This window comes from Chitinivorax tropicus, assembly GCF_014202905.1.
GTDB lineage: Bacteria > Pseudomonadota > Gammaproteobacteria > Burkholderiales > SCOH01 > Chitinivorax > Chitinivorax tropicus.
This window is the reverse complement of sequence record NZ_JACHHY010000022.1, coordinates 68,081-87,630: the sequence shown is the minus strand read 5'-3', so window position 1 is coordinate 87,630 and position 19,550 is coordinate 68,081. Positions and strand designations below refer to the sequence as shown.

Here is a 19,550-nt window from a genome sequence, read left to right as displayed (position 1 = left end):
AGAACTGCAACAGGGTCGCCAGGCAGGCCAGACCACTGGCCGCATGGTCCACTTCAGGACCTTCCGCTTCGGGGGGGAGTGTTTGTGATGACATGGTGATTGCTCAGGAAAATTTTTATCTATTTAGTACGACTTGCTGGTTAGTATTTCTACGTAATTTGGCGTAGTCTGATTAGTATTTTTAAAGTTGATGTTATTGGTAAAAATACGTAGCTTTGTCCGAGCTTTGAAGCGTTGTTGTTGAGGTTTGTTGTGTAAAATTTCATATAAAAACATCATGATGTCTCTTGTGTGATGAGGGTATGTCATGGGTGGTTACACATTGCATATTCCAATTTATGCATGTTATTGATAGATGCCATGTGACTGCTTTGATCGGTAATGATGGATTTTTTGAAAAAAAGCCTCTCTGTATGACCACTATGTGAGGTCATCCGGTCTGGAACGGATCGTCTTGTTTGAGTAGCGAAGGTAGGCAGGTAATTGGCTACCAGAATGGCTTTGGTAGCGAGATAGAGGGCTGCTTGACGTAGTGCAGCTTTCTAGGCCTCAACGCTTTTGATTATGTGTTGGTGATAGATATGCTTCACCTGCTTTGCATTAAATTTTATAAGAGGCGCAAATATATATTTCATTTTCGTTTTGATACAGATTGAAAAATCTGATTGTTCTTACGAAAATCTGATTGAACTTTTATAAAAAATCCCAGTCAGCTGACATGGCGCAATGTTGGACTGAATGCAGGTCATTATCAGTGATATGACATGCCTACGTTGATGGGTTGTTTATTTTATTTAATAAATTCAATAGATTGACTGTTTGTGCGCAACTGGGCTGGCTGTTTGGCATTGACATGCACAAGGGTGATGTCAAATGGTTGATCTGTGCGCTGGCTATGGCACATGCTTGTAATATAGGCGCACAGGATGGCTAGGCTTCAGCGTGGGTAGTGGTTGGGTAATGTTTTCACTCTGTGCTGTCTTTGCAGTAAATTGGGATGTGTGCAGTGCGATCAATGAGACATGTCTGGGCAGCATGTTGGTGCACTACGACCAAGATCTGTGCTGGCGAGCATGGGCGAGGGAGATTTGTTGCAGCGGAAGCCGGTCAGGCAACCTGACCGGCTTTTTCTTTAGCAGCCCGATTTTATTGAGCTGAATGGTGGGATTGTTGGGGTGATCCGCGCGGCGACCGGCGCTTTTTCCACCACATCCAGACACCAATGCCAATCATGATGGCATTGAGCAAGGCGAAGCAGCCCAGCACGGTATCACGGGTGTTTTTCCCGAGCGGGTCCAGCCATTGCGCTTTGTGTAGCCAAGAGAAAAGGTAGCCCTCCGTGCGCACCGAAGGCTCGATGTGAGCCGCCCAGCTGGCGGTCGAGAGTTCCAGATAGTCGGTGCGGTCACCTTGCTTGATCTGAACCACGGGCAGGCGTTTATTGATAAAGCCGTATTCCCCTTCGAACCGATGAACCCACTGGTAACGTGGATTGCCCGTGGCGGGCTGGCCCAGCAGCCTGGTCGTCAAGTGCTGGACATGGCGAGGCTCGCCATCTGGTAGGACCTGCCCGGTAGCCGCATCCAGATAGCGTGCGGGCGGGGTGGGGTGGCGCACTGTGTGCGCGGCATGGTGTTGATGCTCGGCTCCGCCTGCCTTGCTCATTCGTGGTAGTAACCAGGCAGCTTGGCCGCTGATATTGACCAGGACCGCACCGGATTTCAACTGTGTGGGTTGGGCGGTGAGTAAGGTGGTATCAAAAGGCGTGGCCAACTGGACAGGGGGGGCGAGCGGAGCTTTTAGCCATAGATGAAGCACGGCACTGCTGCAAAAAGCCAACATACTCAGTGTCGCGAGCAGGCCGATTCGGCGGTGCCATACCCGGCTGGCTGGTCGCGAGGGGCGGCTCTTTTGCAAGATATAGACCAGTAGGCCGATTGCCGTGGTGGTGGCGATGCCAATGAGCAGGATGGTCATGACCAGGCGTCTTGGCCCAGGCCAGTCGTCAGCCCATGACCAGTTATGGAGTATGCGGAACAGTTGCTGGAAGATGGCCTTTCGATCATCCACCAGCGCAGACAGCCTTGCCGGGCCGGTTTCCACATAGGCACGCAGCCTATCTGGCCGGTCGAAATCCACACGCCACACCGGGAGTAGCCGATTGACCGAGGGATAGTCAGCATCAAATTGAGTCAGCCGTTGCGCATTGCGAAGGGGGCTGTGCTGATCACCTGCGAAATGACGGGCCAGTTGGATGGCTCGCTGTCGGTCGCCATCAGGGTTCTCCTGGCCGGTCACAGCATCAAAATATCGGTAGGGATCGGGCCCTGGTTGACGGATTTGCCATGTTGGCCTGCCCGCCGGTGCGATCAACCAAGCTGCTTCGATCTGGTGGATACCGGCCTGGCGCATGATGCTGGCAAGTGGCTGGCCTTCTGGTGTCTGGATGGTTTCCGTGGGTGGTTGCATGGTGAGCGCGCTGGGGAACAGGCGCGTCATGATCGGGTGGGCCAGCCCGGTCAACGCCCACAACACGGCAGGAATGGCGACGACCAATGCAATCTGTTTGTGCCAACGATAGCAGCGTCCTAGCCAGCGGCTGGCGGTCAGTTGGCGAGTCAGTTTGGAGTCGGAATGTGTCATGATTGTCCTCACCCCGCAAACCGATAACGCACGCCGACGAACACTGTCCGTTCTTCACCGCTGACATAGATGTCTTGCGCCTCAGGGTTACGTGGGCCGACGCCGCTATAGCTTGAGGTTGCATTTTCTGCATAGCGTTTGTTGCCCAGATTCATCCACTTTGTCCAGAGCTGCCAGGGGCCAATGTCTTGGCTGGCGCGCAGATGCCATAAGGTATGGCCTGGATAGCGGGCCGTATTGGCATTGTCCATCCACCACTTGCTGACACGTTGTGCTTCCAGGCCGATGTGTGTGCCTTCGGTCGGTCGCCAGCTGGCCTCGATGTTCGCAATCCATTTCGGGGCTTGGGGCATGTCTTTGCCTGAGTAATCAAGCGCTGGGCTGGCGGCATAGCTCAGGTAGCGGTGGGTGGCCAAGCTGCCAGACGCCCGCAGATGCAGGCTGGAATGGGCTTTCCAGCCCACGCCGAATTCGAGCCCGCGATGGCGGGTGCGACCAGCATTACGTGGCTCGCTTTTGCCGGGCATCAGGGTATAGCTCACCTGCTCGTCTTGACCTGAGAGTTGATACGCAGCCAAGTCCCAGCGCCAATCACCATGCTGATAGCGTGTGCCGATTTCAAAGTTGTCGTACTGTGCTGGCTTCAGATTGGGCACATCCAGCGAGCCGTACAGACTGCTGACCTCTGGTGGGATAAAGCCCTGACTGGCGTTGATGTAAGTATCCAAGGCAGGCGTGATGTTCCAGATAGCGCCCAGCTTGGGGCTGGTGCGGTGGAATCGGCGTGTTTCGGATGGCGCACCGGTGGTGGCAGATGGCGGTAGATGATTACGGTAGTCGTAACGGATGGCATCATGCCGCAGCCCGCCGACCAATCGAACCGTAGGCATCAGCTGCCATTCCAACTGGCTGTATGCTGCTTGGTTGTGGAGAATCACCTGATAGTCTCGCCGCTGCCCAATCACCTGATAGCGGGTGTATCGGCCAGAAAGCGGGTCGCGTACCACGCTCAGGTTTTGTTCGTTGTAATCGTTGGGGCTGCGATCAAGGGTTGCACCGACAATCCAGACCCAGTCATGCCATTTTTGACGATGACGGACATCCATTCCCAGTGATCGGAAGTGGTTGTCATTCTGCCGACCGCTGGCTGTGGTGTTGCCGGTATTGAAGATCATGAAATTGGGCAGCTGGTTGGTGTCATTATCCCTGGCAAAAAAGCTGATGGCCGTTTCCCCTCCCGCATTCCAATTGCCGCGCAGGGTGCTGGTCAGCCTGCTGGCTCGCACGTCACGCCATGTGAAGGTGTGTTGACTGAACTGGGGGCGTGTTTCGTAATCGCTTGGCTTCTGGCCGCCAGGGGTGTCGGTACGCAGGCGGTTGTGGGTCAGCGTGCTGACCAACAAGGTGCGAGGGCTGAGTCGCCAATCGGCACGTAGTGTCGCACTGGTTTTCTCGAAGCTGTTGAAGTCGGCATCGCCACCATCTGAACGGGCGTGGTAAGCAGCAGCTCGCCAGCTCAGGTCATCCTGCCCAGCGGATAACTCCACGTCGGCGCGTCTGAAGCCGTTGTTACTTGCCTGGACGGCAATGTCGGCCTCTGGGGCGGTGGTGGGTGGTCGTGTCAGGAAATTGACTGCTCCCCCCACGGCATTGCTGCCGTACAGTGAGGAGGCAGGGCCTTTGATCACCTCAATGGATGCCGCACCGGGTAGATTGAGCTCATACAACGCATTGTGATTGAAGATGCCGACTGGGCGGATAGGGATGCTGTCTTCCAGATAGACATAGTAAGCACTCATCGAGAGTGGCATGCGAATCGACATGCTATGTTGCTCATTACCCAGGCTGGGCATATAGACCCCAGATACTTGATTGAGGGCTTCCCCGATGAACGTGGATTTCGTGCGGGCCAACGCGGCCTCGCTGATCTTGCCTATCGAAGCGGGGGTGTCCTTCAGTCGCGTGGCGGTGCGCGAACCGGTGACCACAATCACTTCAGATGGGTTGTTGGTGTCAGTTGCGGCCTGGCTACCCATGCTGGCGAGGGAAAGTGCCAGGATGAGTGGGCAAAAAGGGAGAAAGGCGGGGTGGGTGGTGAGGCGTTTGTTCATGAGCTTCTCGCTACGGGTGCACTCGCGCGCAAGCCACTCCCGAGGCGGTGTTTAAGCCTACTTCGGGGGATTGCTTGCAAAACAGCTGTGCGACTGTGATCCGGGGACAAGGCTTGGAATCCGCATGTATCACGTATACATCCCGATGCCTTTGTCTGGTTTCTCCCTGGGTGATCAAACAGCTGCTGTCGCGAAGGCAAGGGCCAACACATCTGTTGAGACATGCAACAACAGACAACAGGTCGATACAGAACGATCTGTATCAGTCGTCAAGGGCTGGAGTCAGTGTAGCGAGGGCGGGCCCCGGGCTGGCGGGCCGCGCAATGTGACCGCGCCAAGTAAGAGCGTCAGTAAAGTGCTGACCCTTGGTGGGGCGGTTACCGTGGGATAGTGCAGTAGAAAGACAGGGAGTGGCAGGGCGTGCTCCGCCGGGCTCTGGCAGAACGGACAATGTATGCCGCTGGATGGGGTCTCGATTGGTAATTGGCCGTCAGCATCCAGCTGAACACGTTTGACGCCTAGGGTGGTACAGATTTCCACCCATTCTTTTTGATTACGCTGTTGCCAGGCGCTGAAAGTGGGTGCCAGTGTGGTGAACACCAACACAAACAGAGACAGCCAAAGTGCGTGGTTGAGGGGGCGTCTGGCAAACATGATTCCGCATTATATGGGTACTTGCGGATGTTGGCAGCGACTAAATGACTGACGGCCAGATGATGTCGGTAGATTGGCGCGGATGGCTTCGCAGTTGAGCCGCGTAAAATGGACGCGGCGGCAGACACCTAATCACAGCAGGGCAGGGGATTGTGCCGGTTTGCAGCGCATTCTGATCCAATCTAAGCCTGGCTGTCGGGTGGGTATGGCGAGTGACCTGCATTTACTCACCATACCCGATACTTGCTGATCTTATGTTACGGACTGGGTCACTGCTCATTCAACCGATATGGGGAGAGCGTGATCGTGGCATTGCCCGCGGCGCCCATCCAATTGGTGTAGGTACGGTTTTTCTCCAGCGTGTAGAAGCTGTCCAGATAATCATCGTCATTGGTAAACCAATGTGATGGCATCGCCTGGACGATGGCATTGGCGACCGTGCCGATCACTGCGTATTCGGGCTTGAATGCCCCGAGGATCTTTTCGACGCCAGAGGTGATGGCCAACACCAGATCCTTGTAATTGGTGTTGTCATCATGCTCGAACAACTGCACATTGGCTGCCGCGTAGCGGAAGTCCGCCCATTGGATCAGGATCTGGTTGGGATAATAGTCTTTCCCTTCATAATCCAGATAAGGCATATCCACGATCTGGATCTGCGCCTTGGCTTGATCCGGCTGCACACCAGATACCACGGCATACACTTCAGCAGCGCCAGAGATCCAGGGCTCCTCATCCTTGTTCAAACGGATATGGTCGAGCTTGGCGGTATCGACAAAGCCGCTTGTCTGAGCCATTGCCGCCATGGTGGTCACCTCGCGGCGGGCTACATTGGATTGCTGCAAACCCTTGCCAGTGAGGATCTGATTGGCCAGCTTGATTCCTGCCCGCAGGTCTTCTTTGCCATCGATATCGGCCACCAGCACGGGGAAGTTCGGGGCCTGTTTCGCATCCAGCAAATGAACACGGCCTTGGCTGTCGAATGCCTCAATGGTCTTCCACTGCTTGTCGTCACCAGCGGGCTCGAATGCAACCCACATCTGATCGATTGGCTGTGGAGCGAGCTGCGCGCTCTTGGGCTCATACAGCCGAACCTGCAAAAGCCCTTGGCTGAGTGCAGCAATCCCTTTCTGATTCAACAAGCCTTGATCCATCTGGCGCAGTGATTGAACTTCACCTTGCTGGCGGCTGAAGGCACTGATTCTCGGCGCGCGCTGCGTGTATTCATTCAAGATCGCACGTAAAGGAGCGGCCTTGTTGCCCGTGGGGGCAGAAGACTGACCCAGCTGTTTTTGCAAAGCACTGGCAAACGCTGGATCAGCCAACATCTTGGCAATCTGGCGAGCTGTTTCGCGCTTGGCTTGATCAACCTGAGTTGGCTGCCCAGGCAGGGTACCCGCTGGTGTCAATATGGGCTCATTGGCATATGTGGTGATGGCCACAGTCAAGCTGGCGACACCGATCAGCAATTGACGCAATCTTTTGGGTAAGGCCATGGTTTCCTCCGAATCGATGCTTATGCGTGGTTTTTATGATGGCCGGCAGGTATTTGATTTTTGTTGATAACCAGCCTTTTTTGCTTGTATCTCCCCGGTGCTTATCCAGGGGCGGGTGTCGAGTGGATTTCAACTCGGACGGATCTACGCTACCTATTTGCAGCTTGAATGACAATACCGGCAATGTATTTTATATGATTGATATATATGTAATTAATTGATGTCTTAAATAGACTGTAACCGATTCCAATTCAGTGCTGGTGCTGGCTTTTGGCAAGTCAAGGTATGTGAATTTTGTTATGTCATATCTGCAAGCTATGTGTAAGGCAATATGGGTGAAATACAGTTGAACTGGTAGCCGGTCATGCTGGGATATCGAAACGCATCCCATACTGGATGATCGAACCATCAGACTGGTGCCGGGTAACTGACTGCGGGGCATTGTTGCGACAGCTTCTGTTTGTGCTGGGGGCAGATGGAAGTGCCTTTTCTGGTGGGTGTCCGCCCCGCTCCAGGCCTTCCACACTGGCCTGAGATGCGCCCTGACGCAGAATTGACGATAATATGGTCATCCATTCGAAGGGATTACATAATGCGTCTGGCATGGTTGATGATTGGTGCGATCGGTGCGGCAAGCGCGGCAGATCAGGTCAAAGTGGAGCAATTCTCTCCACAAGGAATCAGTAAGAATATTCGGCAAGTGCAGGTGCGTTTCAATGATGCAGCCGTGGATTTCGGGGACCCTCGCCGCGCAGACCCGTTTACGATTCAATGTGCAACGGCAGGCAAGGGGCGCTGGGTGGATGCCCAGAACTGGGTCTACGATTTCGATCGTGAAGTACCGGGTGGTACCAGTTGCCAATTCAAACTGAAATCGGACCTGAAAACCCCTGCTGGCAAGACTATCGAATCTGCCGCCTTCAATTTCTCGACCGGCTCGCCCAGTGTCATCAATAATTGGCCCGGCACGGGTCGATCCATCGACGACGAGCAGCAGTTTCTCCTGGAATTCGATGGCCCTATTGTGGCCAACAGCCTGCTCAAATCCGCACATTGTGACGTGGAGGGCATCAAAGAGCGCATTGGCGCGCGTTTGTTGTCTGCGGCAGAGCGTGACACGTTGATCAAGATGCTCGTCAAGCAGCCCGCCAATCGTCATTTCGAGGCATTGCGTTGTCAGCGCAAGCTGCCAGGCGGCAAGTCGATGAATCTGGTCATCGATGCGGGCTTGGCTGGCCCTACGGGTGTCACGGGTGGTGATGCGCAGTCACTCTCTTATCAAGTCAGACAGGACTTCAGCGCCAGCCTGCATTGTGAGCGAAGCAATGCCAAGTCGAACTGCCTGCCGATTCTGCCCATCACGTTGCACTTCACTGCACCTGTTGCCTGGAGCCAAGCACAGCAGATCACCTTGCGTGACGTGGAGGGCAAAACCTATGTTGCGCAACCTTCGGATCAGGACACCCGTAAACGCATCACTCTGCTCACTAAGGGTCGCGAAGGTGTGACGGTGTTGGACCCGATCAAGCGGGCGACGGATATTTGGGTGGATGCGGTACGGTTTGTCGGCCCCTTTCCTGAAAAATCCAACTTGACCTTGAGCCTGCCTGCCAATTTCAAGGACGATGCCAACCGCTCACTGAGCAATGGTAAGTCCTTCCCGATGGCGGTAAAGATGGACGCCTACCCACCGCTGGCAAAATTCTCCGCCAGTTTCGGTATCGTCGAGCGCAATGCAGGTGGCCTGCTGCCCGTGGCGGTGCGCAACCTCAATCAATACGTTGCCCCCACCGCCACGCAGCCCAATATTGCGCCGGCCAGCACGGGTAATACCTTGCTTCCGACACCGGTCAAGGCTACGCCCACGCCTGTTGGTAATGAGCCGCCGCAGGGCGCCATTTTCCGGGTGCTGAATGTCAGTGACGAAACGGCCATCATCAAGTGGTTGGCCCGGTTGCAGCAGAACGAAGACGCCCATGACGAACAAAGCTACCTGATTGCCGAAAAAGCCGCGACACAGCACCGGTTGCCTACACCCACCAGCAACCGCGAAGCGGAAGTGGTTGGCATCCCGCTGAGCAAGCCTGGCTTCAATGTGGTGGAAATCGAAAGCCAGCGGCTGGGTGCCAACCTGCTGGCCAGTGGCAAGGCGATGTTTGTGCGAACTGCCGCACTCAGCACCAATCTGGCCGTTCATTTCAAGCGTGGCGAGGAAAACGCACTGGCCTGGGTTACCACGCTGGATAAGGGCTATCTGATGAAAGATGCCGCCCTGACTGTGCGCGACTGCACCGGGAAAGTGCTCTGGCAGGGTAAAAGCGACGCCAACGGTCTGGCGCTGATTCGCCAGACCTTACCCAAGAAGTGGGATTGTCCGCTGTATGTATTTGCCCGGAAGGGAGATGACCTCGGCTTCGTCAACAGCAACTGGGAAAACGGCATCGAAGCGTGGCGTTTCAACCTGCCAGACACGGCCTGGCAAGGCCCCGGTGCCATCCACACCATTTTTGACCGCAGCTTGCTACGGGCTGGCGAAACCGTGCATATGAAGCATGTGGCCCGTAAACGCACCATGCTCGGTTTTGCGGCCATGGATTCCCAAAACCTGCCTAACCGAATGCGCATCGAGCATATTGGCAGTGATCAGCAATATGAATTTCCGATCAGCTGGAAAGATGGCAGTGCCGAAAGTGTGTGGCAGATTCCAAGCAAAGCGACGTTGGGCGAGTATCAGGTGACGTTGTTGCAGGTCCAGGGCAAGGAGGAGAAGCTGCGCCAGAACACAGGCACATTCCGCGTCGGTGAATTCCGTGTGCCGCTGATGCGAGCCATTGTGAAAGGCCCGACCAACGCACCGGTCAGCCCGAGCAGCCTGCCTTTGGATATCCAGCTGAACTACCTCAATGGGGGTGGGGCGAATGGCAGCCAGGTCAAATTGCGCTCCGTCTTACGTCCACGCTGGGTAAATTTTGCCACCTACCCGGATTTCTTCTTCAACAATGGCGATGTCTCAGAAGCCATGAAAAAAGGCAGCGTTGAACTCAAAGGCCGCTGGCAAGAGGATGGTGGCGAATATTTCGATGACGAAGGCAATGCACCGACTGGCAGTAAAGACAAAGCGCTGGCCGAACAGACCCTGACATTGGACAAGCAGGGCGCAGCCCGCACGCAATTGGCCGATTTACCGGCCATCAGCCAGCCTTCCGAGGTGCTGACCGAGCTGGAGTATACCGATCCGAATGGTGAGATCCAGACCTCGCGCACCACCATTCCGTTGTGGACATCCCGTTATGTCGCGGGGGTTCGCATTGATCGTTTCAGCGATACCAAAGAGATCCCCATCACCGCCATGGTGCTGGACAACACGGGCAAGCCGGTGGCTAATGCACCGGTACAGGTCAATGCCTATCACAGCCGGGTGTTTTCGCATCGCAAGCGATTGGTCGGTGGTTTTTATGCCTATGAAAACCAAGTCGAGCACAAATCGCTGGGTGTGGTATGCAACACGAAGACCGACACCAAGGGTATGGCCTTTTGTAAGGTGATGGGCAAGGAGTCTGGTGATATCACCGTCCGTGTCGGCACGCGCGACCCGGATGGCAAATATGCATTTGCCCATGCTGAAACCTGGTTCGAAGGAGAAGAAAGCGCCTGGTTTGGCGGTACCACCAGCGACCGGATGGACGTGATCCCCGACAAAACCAGCTACAACCCGGGTGAGACGGCGGCACTGCAAGTTCGCATGCCATTCCAACAAGCCACGGCGCTGATCGCCGTTGAACGCGAGGGTATCATCGAGGCGTATGTGCAGAGCATCACCTCACAGAAGCCCACAGTGCGGATTCCGATCAAGTCGCATTTCGCGCCGAATATGTTTGTGTCGGTGCTGGCTGTGCGGGGCCGGGTAGATACGATCCAACCCACTGCCATGATCGATCTGGGGAAACCAGCCTATCGACTGGGCATCGCATCGGTCAAGGTCGGCCACCAGGGCCAGCAACTGGCCGTGAAGGTGGATGCAGATCGTCAGGTCTATCAGACCCGTGAAAAGGCACAGGTCAAGATCAAAGTCAGCACGGCGGATGGCAAGCCGCTACCCAAGCCAAGCGAAGTGACCCTGGCCGCGGTCGATGAAGGGCTGCTGGAGCTGGCACCCAACCGTAGCTGGAACCTGTTGGAAGGCATGATGGCGGAACGTGGCTATGGCATCACCACGGCCACCGCTCAGATGCAGATCATCGGGCGGCGCCACTTTGGTAAAAAAGCGCTGCCTGCCGGCGGTGGAGGTGGGCTGATGCCGACGCGCGAGTTGTTTGACACGCTGTTGCTCTGGAAAGCCAAGGTGGTACTGAACGAAGCGGGAGAAGCTACGGTCGAGGTCCCGCTGAATGACTCCTTGACCAGCTTCCGCATCGTGGCTGTGGCGCAGGCGGGTCAGGACCGGTTTGGTACGGGCAGTACCAGCATCCGCGCCACCAAGGACCTGATGATGCTGTCGGGTCTGCCACCGGTGGTGCGGGAGGGTGACAGCTTCCGTGCGGGCTTTACCTTGCGAAATACCACTGACAAGCCGATGAAGGTCAAGGCCAATGCGCAGGTCAATGGCCTGGGCAGCACGCTCGCTGCCATCAGCGAAAGCCTGCAACCTGGTGAGGCGAAAGAGATCGGCTGGTCTGTCACGGTGCCGATCAATCAGACCCAGCTGGATTGGCTGGTGAGCGTCGAGGAGGAAGGTGGTAGAGCCAATGATCAGGTCAAGCTGGTGCAAAAAGTGCAACAAGCTGTGCCGGAGCGGATCATTCAGGCCACTTTGAGCCAGCTGGAGGGCAAGATGAGCCTGCCGGTTGCGCTGCCAGATGATGCCATCGTCGGGCGGGGTGCTATCAAGATCGGTGCCCGCGCCAAGCTGGCTGACAGCCTGGATGGTGTCGAGCGCTATATGTCGAACTACTGGTTTACCTGCCTGGAGCAACGTGCATCACGCGCCGTTGCGCTCAACAACAAGGCCATTTGGGACACCGTCACGGCAGACTTGCCCGCCATGCTGGACAGTAACGGCTTTGCCAAGTTTTTCAGCTTGCAGAGTGAGGGCAATATCGAACTGACGGCCTATTTGTTGTCGCTTGCCCATGAGCGCGGCTGGGCATTGCCGGCGGCTCAAAAGACGCAGATGGAATCAGCGCTGATCGGCTGGCTGGAAGGGCGCATCAAACGCCAATCCATGCCTTGGGACAACGCCAATGTCACCCGTCTGACGGCGCTGGAAGCACTATCGCGCAGCAGCAAGGTCAGGCCCAATCTGGTGGATACGGTGGATGTTCGCCCGCAGACCTGGCCCACCTCCAGCCTGCTCGATTGGATCAACATCCTGAAACGCACTGCTGATCTGCCGCAGCGCGACACCAGGCTGCAAGCGGCCCTGCAATTGCTGCGTAACCGTCTCAACCTGCAAGGCACCGTGTTGGCCATGACCACGGACAAGACCGACCAGCTGTGGTGGGCCATGCAATCGGCAGATGTCAATGCTGTGCGCCTGTTGTTGACGGTGTTGGACGAGCCCGCCTGGCAGGCTGATCTGCCACGCTTGGCCAACGGCGCGCTGGGTCGCCAACGTCAAGGGCATTGGGACTTGACCACCGCCAATGCCTGGGGCCGGTTGGCATATGATCGCTTCTCGCAGCGTTTCGAGACCCTTCCCGTGACGGGTGAAACCCAGGCTCAGGTGAATGGGCAGGCTAAGTCCATCGACTGGGCCAAACAACCGAAGGGGGAGGTGGTATCGCTGACCTGGCCCAAGGGCAGCAGCCAGTTGACTGTGACCCAGCAAGGGACTGGCAAGCCGTGGCTGACCATTCAGAGTATTGCGGCAGTGCCGCTCAAGCAGCCGCTGTTCACCGGCTATCGCATCCAGAAAACCATCAGCCCCGTCGTGCAACAGACAGCGGGCACCTGGAGCCGAGGGGATGTGATGCGCATCAAGCTGGATATTGAAGCCATGGCTGAAATGGGGTGGGTGGCCGTCAATGACCCGATCCCAGGCGGCAGCACCCTGCTGAATCGTGGCCTGAAAACCGACTCAGCGATTCTGGGCCAGGGCGACAAGACCACCGGTGCCTGGCCAGTGTATGTCGAGACAGCCATGGATGCGTATCGTGCTTACTACGACTGGTTGCCACAGGGCAAGTGGTCGATTGAATACACGGTGCGGCTCAATAATAGCGGTACCTTCCAGTTGCCACCGACCCGGGTCGAGGCCATGTATGCGCCCGAGATGTTTGGCGAGGTGCCCAACAACGAGATCCGAATTCAATAACCTACATCGGGCGTAGCCGCGTGCCACCCAGCGCCACAATTGGCCGGGTGGCACCAATCGGGCACAATGGCAGCAACATGTGGAACAAGACCGTCGGCCAGCCACATGGCCGACCCATGACAAGGTTCACCTATATGAAGCTACTGCATATCTCGATGCTGGTCGCCTTGCTGGGCACCACCGGATGCGATCAGATCAACAATGCACTCAACCGCAAGCAACGTGAAGCCAAAGCGGTTGGTGCGGGCTGTCGGTTGTCTGGCCGATCACTTGAGGATTGCTACAAGCGCAACCCACGTGCAGACCGGGCGGAGGTCTATTCGGGCTGGCGAGAGATGCATGATTACATGATGCAGAAGAAGATCGACAACATCGCCCCTCCAGCAGACGAACCGAAGCCTGACCCCAAAACCGAAGCTGCCGAGGAAGACCAAGGAAAGGACAAACCCGCGGCCAAGGAGGGTGACAAGAGCGCAGAAGCAGAAAAAGGCAAGACCACCGAAAGCAAACATTGATCTGCCGGAATTTATTTCAACCTGTCTCGGAGCTATCAGCATGTCGCCAACTGCACCTATCAAGCTCTATCAATTTCCCCTCATGTGGGGGCTGCCGAATATCAGCCCATTTTGCATGAAGCTGGAAACGTATTTCCGCTTGACCGGTCTACCCTATGAAGTGATCAAAGGAGATCATGTTTTCCGCGCCCCCAAGCGTAAGCTGCCTTTCATCGATGACAATGGCCAGATCATTGCTGATTCGTCGATCATCATCCAGCACCTGAAAACCCGTTACAACGATCAGCTGGACGACCACCTGGATGCAACCGACCGGGCCGTGGCCCATGCTTTTCAACGGATGTTCGAGGAAAGCCTGTATTGGCCGACCCTGTATGGTCGCTGGCTGGATGACCGTAACTGGTCCTGGATGCGAGGTCTGTTCTTCGGCAAATTGCCACCTGTTGTCCGGCAGCTGGTACAGACCCTGGCCCAGCGCAAGTTGCGGCGCGATTGCGTGGGTCAGGGTATGGGCCATCACACCCCTGAGCAGATCTATGCCTTCGGCTGTAAAGATATCGATGCTGTTGTGGCTTTTCTCGGTGACAAGCCATTCTTCATGGGGAATCAGCCCTGCACGCTCGATGCCACTGTATTCGGGTTTCTGGCCAATCTACTGTGGACGCCAGTGAAAAGTCCGGTCATCGATCATGCGCGCCAGTACCCTCAATTGAATGCCTATTGTCACCGCATGTGGGCGCGTTGCTTTGCAGACCGGCCTCTGCCTGACCATGCGTATCAGGCTGTGGCACAGTCGTAGCAGCCTGCTTGCTCTGCCGTCGTGCTCAATGCACGACGGCCATCGACCCAGTCCATGATTTCATTACAGCGCCCTCTGCTTTTACTCTGTACGCTTCTCAGTACCTCGTCCGCCTTTGCGCTCCCGGCCTTCCAAGCTGTCAGGCAGGGCTGGCAGCCATCTGAAAGCTGGTTGCTCGACCGCCGAGGCGCGATTCTGGCCAGCAAGCGCATCAATCCGCACGTTCGGCGGCTTGAGTGGGTGTCATTGCCCGATATCTCACCCGAGTTGAAAAAAGCGGTCATCCTGTCAGAAGACCGCCGCTTTCTCGAACACAGTGGCATCGATTGGCAAGCGTTGGCTGGGGCCGCGAAAGAACAGGCGGAGGGTGGCAATCGAGGTGCCAGCACGCTGACCATGCAATTGGCCGGATTGTTGGATGAAGACCTGAAAGCTGGCCCAGATGGACGCAGCCTGTTGCAGAAACTGGGGCAGATCCGCGCTGCCAAAGCGCTGGAAGCCGATTGGAGCAAGGATCAGATTCTGGAAGGCTATCTGAACCTGGCCCCCTTTCGAGGAGAGGCCATCGGCGTGGCCGCAGCCAGCACGTTGTTATTCGGCAAAATGCCTGCCGGCTTGAATCAAGGTGAAAGTATCATCCTGGCCGTGTTGTTACGTGGCCCTAATGCCAGTGCCGATACCATTTCTCGACGGGCCTGTGAGCTGGCCAACGCGATGCAGGCACGGGTGGGCTGTGCTTATCTGCAAGGGCTGGCCAGCCAAGCCCTGAGCCTGGCCAATAAGAACCGGCTGGCCATCAATGATGCGCCGGAGGTCGCCCAGCGGCTGCTCGATCAAGCAGGACGCTCGGTCAAGTCGACATTGGATGCTGACCTGCAACGAGCGGTGCGTGAGATCCTGCACCGGCAGCTGGCCGACCTGCAGCGGCAGAACACCCATAATGCTGCGGGCTTGGTCATCGACAACCGGAGCGGGCAGGTCTTGGCGTATGTGAGCGAGAATCTCGACCGTAGCCAAGTCGATGGGGTGCAGGCCAAGCGCCAAGCGGGGTCTACACTCAAGCCGTTCTTGTATCAGATGGCGTTCGCGCAACGCTTGCTCACCCCTGCTTCGTTGCTGGATGACAGCCCGGTCAATATCGATACGGCAGGCGGTCTGTATATGCCGCAAAACTATGACAAGTCCTTCCGTGGCACGGTCAGTGTGCGCACCAGCCTGGCGGGCTCATTGAATCTGCCAGCGATCCGCACCTTGCTGTTGGTCGGCATTGAGCCTTTCTACAAACACCTCAACGCACTGGGTCTGGACTTGCCGCAGAGCGCTGACTTCTATGGATTTTCGTTGGCGCTGGGTTCGGCGGATGTCAGCCTGTGGCAACTCACCAATGCCTATCGCACGCTGGCCAATCAAGGACAAGCCAGCACGCCCACCCTGATCCCAGGCAATAGGCCGCGAGGCGTGCAGGTCAGCGATGGTGCAGCCAGCTGGCTGGTTGGTGATATTCTCAGTGATCGGGGTGCGCGGGCCAGTAGTTTCGGGCTTGAAAACCCATTGGCGACGCGAGTTTGGTCCGCTGTCAAAACCGGCACCAGCAAAGACATGCGCGACAACTGGTGCATCGGCTTCACCAGCCGCTATACCATTGGTGTCTGGGTTGGCAATTTCAGCGGTGAGCCGATGTGGAATGTATCCGGTGTCAGCGGAGCCGCCCCGGCCTGGCGTGAAGTTGTGCATCGTTTACACGCCAATCAGCCCAGCCAGCCTGTTGCACCGCCAAAAGGGATCGTCCGCCAGATGGTGAAATTCACCCCCGCTGTCGAGCCGCCTCGCCGTGAGGTCTTTCTGGCGGGCACGGAAACAGCGGTCATCGAGCAGACCAGTACCGTTGGCAATCCTATCCTCTACCCAACGGATGGCGAGATCATCGCACTGGACCCCGACATCCCGGTCAATCGGCAACGCGTCCGTTTCGAGGCCGATACAACCGGACAGTGGCTGCTGAACGGCAAGCCGCTGGGACAGCCAGCCAGCGCCATCTGGTGGCAGCCACTACCTGGCCAGTACAGACTGGGTTTCAAAGGTGGCCTTCAGCCTGAGAAAACCATCCGGTTTGAAGTCAGAGGAACGTTACGCCGTCAGTGAGCCACAATGTATGGGATGGGCATGGGGCGTGCCCAGCCACCGTTTGCTATTGATGACCAGCAGTCACAGGGATACGTTGTCGTGTGAATCGCAGCGTTTCGTCAGCCAGGGTATTGTCGGCATGGTCTAATCCCTCATCATCAGAGATTGCCCACAACACCTGCCCAGGGAGAGCGCCATGCTCGATCGAGCCAGCCGTACCGCTGCAGATGTGGCCGCAGTCAGGGCGCTTTGCAGCATTGCACCGCCCAATCAACGTATTCTGCATGATGCGTTGTCACTGCAGATGATCCCACCGCCTTGGCAAAGCTGGCGATTCATCCTGCAGGGGCCCTTTCGAACCCTCACGTATCATGTTCTGCGCGGCTGCGCACATCTGCGGGCCGGGGTGCGAGGTATGTGTGATGTAGTGGCCCTGCGTTACCGGTATATCGATGATCGGCTGGCGGAGGCCTACGCACAGGGCTTTCGCCAGATCCTGTTGCTGGGAGCGGGGTTCGACTACCGCGCCTATCGCCCCGCCTTTGCAGATACCCACTTCATCGAGGTAGACCACCCTGCCACACAAGCCGCCAAGCTGGCCATCCTGAATGCACACCAGATCACCGTGCCAAGCCGCGTCCACTATATCGCCGTCGATTTCATGGGCGATTGGGCGGCCACTCTGTCACAGAGTAAGGCCTTGGCCGATGTGCCAACCTTTGTCATCTGGGAGGGGGTGGCCTATTACCTCGATCATCAAGCTGTTCGCTACACCTTGCAGACATTGACGAAGCAATTGGCCCCTGGTAGTCGGCTGATCTTTGATTGCGCTCAACTGAACACACTCGACTCCCGTGCGTTCCAACGGGCCGCCCGCTATGCCACTTCACATGGGGAGCCTTTGCTCTGGGGCGGAACACCGCAGGACATCGCGGCGCTGATCCGTGAGTTCCAATCGACACCGCCTACCATCAAGCGTTTCAGCGACATCCTCCACACACTGCGACAAGCAGAGCACCTGGTGCTTGAGAGCGAGCCCGTGTTCGATCAGTTTTACATGGTTGAAACCCGCGTGGGCTGAGGGTGATATGGCTCGGATCACCCTGCGTGCAGGCTGGGTGTTGCATCTGGCTTTAGGGTTACTTGGTATTTTAATTTCAACGCATACGCATATTTGCAATAAAGTAATTATGGTAATGCCCAATATATTTGCTTATCTGTTTTCTTGAAAAGGTAATGCCGCATGCTATGAATAAATATGGCAAATCCTAAGTCAATATTAAAAAGTACGCCATGAGGTACTGATACAGCCGAAATGGGGGCGGCAGGAGGTATTGTAATGCTCCGTTCGAATATTAGAATTCTCTTCAATTCAATTCCAACCACTACAGCTTTTCGCCTTGTCTTTCTCATAACGGCGATCACCTGTGTAACAGATGGTTGCAGCACCCAACCGGTCTTTCAAGATACCACACAAAATGACGCCTCGTCCCCGCCACAGAAAGAATCACCGTCGAACCACCACGATTGCCAAGCTATTGTTAAGGCATATATAGACAGTCTAAATGCACGCTGCCCTGATGAAAATAAGGAATCTCAATTCAATACCTTTAAATTCAGAATGGCCTGGAGAAATAATAATCAATCAGAGTTGAAAAAAGCACAAACGCAAACTACGTATCTTTATCAAAAATGGCAAGATGAAATTCAATTCAGCGCCAAGCAGAATGCATTTTCCACCTATGCGGCATTTGGCCTGGGTACTGCAGCCATCTACCAGTTGGCAGCACATGGCGGTGGGGCTGCTGCCAGAAACTACGGCCTGGGTGCTGCTGCCATCGTTGCCTTATCCAGGCTCACCCCATTGGAAAGCAGGCAGCTGATTTTGATGTCTGGCATGGAAAGCTTGTCCTGTCAGATTCATGCAAGCAAGCTACTGTATCTTTCAAATGATGAAATCACCCTGCAGGAAACGCAGATTCTGAAGCTGAATAAAGCGGTCTCGAACCTTCAGGAACAGATGGAAAAGGAAAGCAGTAATCCAACCTGCTCAAATAGCCTAGGTAAGCAATGTGAGCAGCCGTCACTCTCGTTAGCTGGAACAGCTGGCGGTAAATTGTACCAATCCATCAATAAAAACTGCGGGAAAAAGACTAGTGTTTGTCAATATCCGGACTTTGACGAAATAAACAGTGTCGTGCTCAAGGCACAGAACCTATTGAATCGAGTAGATCAACAGATCCAGCAATTGGAAGGTGCCCACCGCAAGGCTGCACTGAATAGAAGCACGGAGGCCATCAGCCATGCTGTCAATACCGAGCTCATCAAGCAACAACCTAATGCAGCATTGGCTTTGGAGGCGATCAAAGCGATTGAAATACCTAAGCTGATTACACCGCAGGACAAGCAAGCGACGGACGCAACGCCAGTCAAACAGCAATCAGGGATCGACACCCGTAAATCCGCCAACAAGTCCAAACGTTTATTGGAAAAGGAGCTGCAGGTATTACGGGCGGCCATGGCATCGGTTTCGGGCCTCCATGATTCGATATCCAATCAGGTCACGTTGGCTGATGAACAGCTCAAGTTGTGCCACGGCCCTGAAACAGTTGATCGAATCACTATCCAGCCGCTGCGAGGCGTGCAGGTCTTGACGAAAGATCCGATCCAGATCACCGCAACGGGCAGCAAAACCATACCTGTCGCGTCACTGAATGGGGTTGGCACCGACAATGTGAACATGGTGACGACTCAGCAAGGTAAAAGTCTGGTGGTTGTTCTTTCGCTGAAAGATGAGAAAAAACCGATTGATGGCACGTTGGTCTTCATGGCGGGGGATGCGCGCTCCACGCCGATCCAACTGAAGCATGATGTACCGACCAGGTGAGGATGCCC

General features: G+C 55.7%; 10 protein-coding genes. 6 read left to right on the top strand and 4 right to left on the bottom strand.

The features are described 5' to 3' along the window. Positions 1-1,146: 1,146 nt before the first annotated feature. The 4 genes from HNQ59_RS16025 to HNQ59_RS16010 all read right to left on the bottom strand — a co-directional run bounded on the left by HNQ59_RS16025 (position 1,147) and on the right by HNQ59_RS16010 (position 6,904). Positions 1,147-2,643, bottom strand: a complete 1,497-nt coding sequence (locus HNQ59_RS16025) for a PepSY domain-containing protein (protein WP_184041406.1) — start codon at positions 2,641-2,643, stop codon at positions 1,147-1,149. 8 nt (positions 2,644-2,651) lie between these two features. Continuing rightward, positions 2,652-4,754 carry a TonB-dependent receptor family protein gene (locus HNQ59_RS16020; protein WP_184041405.1) on the bottom strand — a complete coding sequence of 701 codons (2,103 nt, stop codon included), beginning with the start codon at positions 4,752-4,754 and terminating at the stop codon, positions 2,652-2,654. 282 nt (positions 4,755-5,036) lie between these two features. Continuing rightward, complete coding sequence (locus HNQ59_RS16015; protein ID WP_184041404.1) at positions 5,037-5,408, bottom strand: DUF2946 family protein; 372 nt, start codon at positions 5,406-5,408, stop codon at positions 5,037-5,039. A 269-nt stretch (positions 5,409-5,677) separates the two neighbouring features. Then, the gene (locus HNQ59_RS16010; RefSeq protein ID WP_184041403.1) at positions 5,678-6,904 is read right to left on the bottom strand and encodes a DUF3103 family protein; all 1,227 of its coding nucleotides are present in this window, start codon (positions 6,902-6,904) and stop codon (positions 5,678-5,680) included. 592 nt (positions 6,905-7,496) lie between these two features. On the opposite strand from HNQ59_RS16010, the gene HNQ59_RS16005 reads away from it, so the two are divergent. The 6 genes from HNQ59_RS16005 to HNQ59_RS15980 all read left to right on the top strand — a co-directional run bounded on the left by HNQ59_RS16005 (position 7,497) and on the right by HNQ59_RS15980 (position 19,542). Next, the gene (locus HNQ59_RS16005; protein WP_184041402.1) at positions 7,497-13,217 is read left to right on the top strand and encodes an alpha-2-macroglobulin family protein; all 5,721 of its coding nucleotides are present in this window, start codon (positions 7,497-7,499) and stop codon (positions 13,215-13,217) included. Between the two features lie 134 nt (positions 13,218-13,351). Beyond that, complete coding sequence (locus HNQ59_RS16000) at positions 13,352-13,732, top strand: hypothetical protein (protein WP_184041401.1); 381 nt, start codon at positions 13,352-13,354, stop codon at positions 13,730-13,732. A gap of 40 nt (positions 13,733-13,772) precedes the next feature. Next, the gene (locus HNQ59_RS15995) at positions 13,773-14,531 is read left to right on the top strand and encodes a glutathione S-transferase family protein (protein ID WP_184041400.1); all 759 of its coding nucleotides are present in this window, start codon (positions 13,773-13,775) and stop codon (positions 14,529-14,531) included. A 54-nt stretch (positions 14,532-14,585) separates the two neighbouring features. Beyond that, positions 14,586-16,673 (top strand): penicillin-binding protein 1C, encoded by a 2,088-nt coding sequence (pbpC, locus tag HNQ59_RS15990; protein ID WP_184041399.1) that lies wholly within the window; start codon positions 14,586-14,588, stop codon positions 16,671-16,673. Between the two features lie 178 nt (positions 16,674-16,851). Then, positions 16,852-17,736, top strand: a complete 885-nt coding sequence (locus HNQ59_RS15985; protein WP_184041398.1) for a class I SAM-dependent methyltransferase — start codon at positions 16,852-16,854, stop codon at positions 17,734-17,736. A gap of 258 nt (positions 17,737-17,994) precedes the next feature. Then, the gene (locus HNQ59_RS15980) at positions 17,995-19,542 is read left to right on the top strand and encodes a hypothetical protein (protein WP_184041397.1); all 1,548 of its coding nucleotides are present in this window, start codon (positions 17,995-17,997) and stop codon (positions 19,540-19,542) included. Positions 19,543-19,550: the final 8 nt, after the last annotated feature.

Bases quoted from the DNA above. Each gene is read 5' to 3' on its own strand.
- pbpC (WP_184041399.1), top strand. From the start codon at position 14,586: ATGATTTCATTACAGCGCCCTCTGCTTTTACTCTGTACGCTTCTCAGT.
- HNQ59_RS16025 (WP_184041406.1), bottom strand. From the start codon at position 2,643: ATGACACATTCCGACTCCAAACTGACTCGCCAACTGACCGCCAGCCGC.
- HNQ59_RS15985 (WP_184041398.1), top strand. From the start codon at position 16,852: ATGCTCGATCGAGCCAGCCGTACCGCTGCAGATGTGGCCGCAGTCAGG.
- HNQ59_RS16020 (WP_184041405.1), bottom strand. From the start codon at position 4,754: ATGAACAAACGCCTCACCACCCACCCCGCCTTTCTCCCTTTTTGCCCA.
- HNQ59_RS15995 (WP_184041400.1), top strand. From the start codon at position 13,773: ATGTCGCCAACTGCACCTATCAAGCTCTATCAATTTCCCCTCATGTGG.
- HNQ59_RS16010 (WP_184041403.1), bottom strand. From the start codon at position 6,904: ATGGCCTTACCCAAAAGATTGCGTCAATTGCTGATCGGTGTCGCCAGC.
- HNQ59_RS16000 (WP_184041401.1), top strand. From the start codon at position 13,352: ATGAAGCTACTGCATATCTCGATGCTGGTCGCCTTGCTGGGCACCACC.
- HNQ59_RS15980 (WP_184041397.1), top strand. From the start codon at position 17,995: ATGCTCCGTTCGAATATTAGAATTCTCTTCAATTCAATTCCAACCACT.
- HNQ59_RS16015 (WP_184041404.1), bottom strand. From the start codon at position 5,408: ATGTTTGCCAGACGCCCCCTCAACCACGCACTTTGGCTGTCTCTGTTT.
- HNQ59_RS16005 (WP_184041402.1), top strand. From the start codon at position 7,497: ATGCGTCTGGCATGGTTGATGATTGGTGCGATCGGTGCGGCAAGCGCG.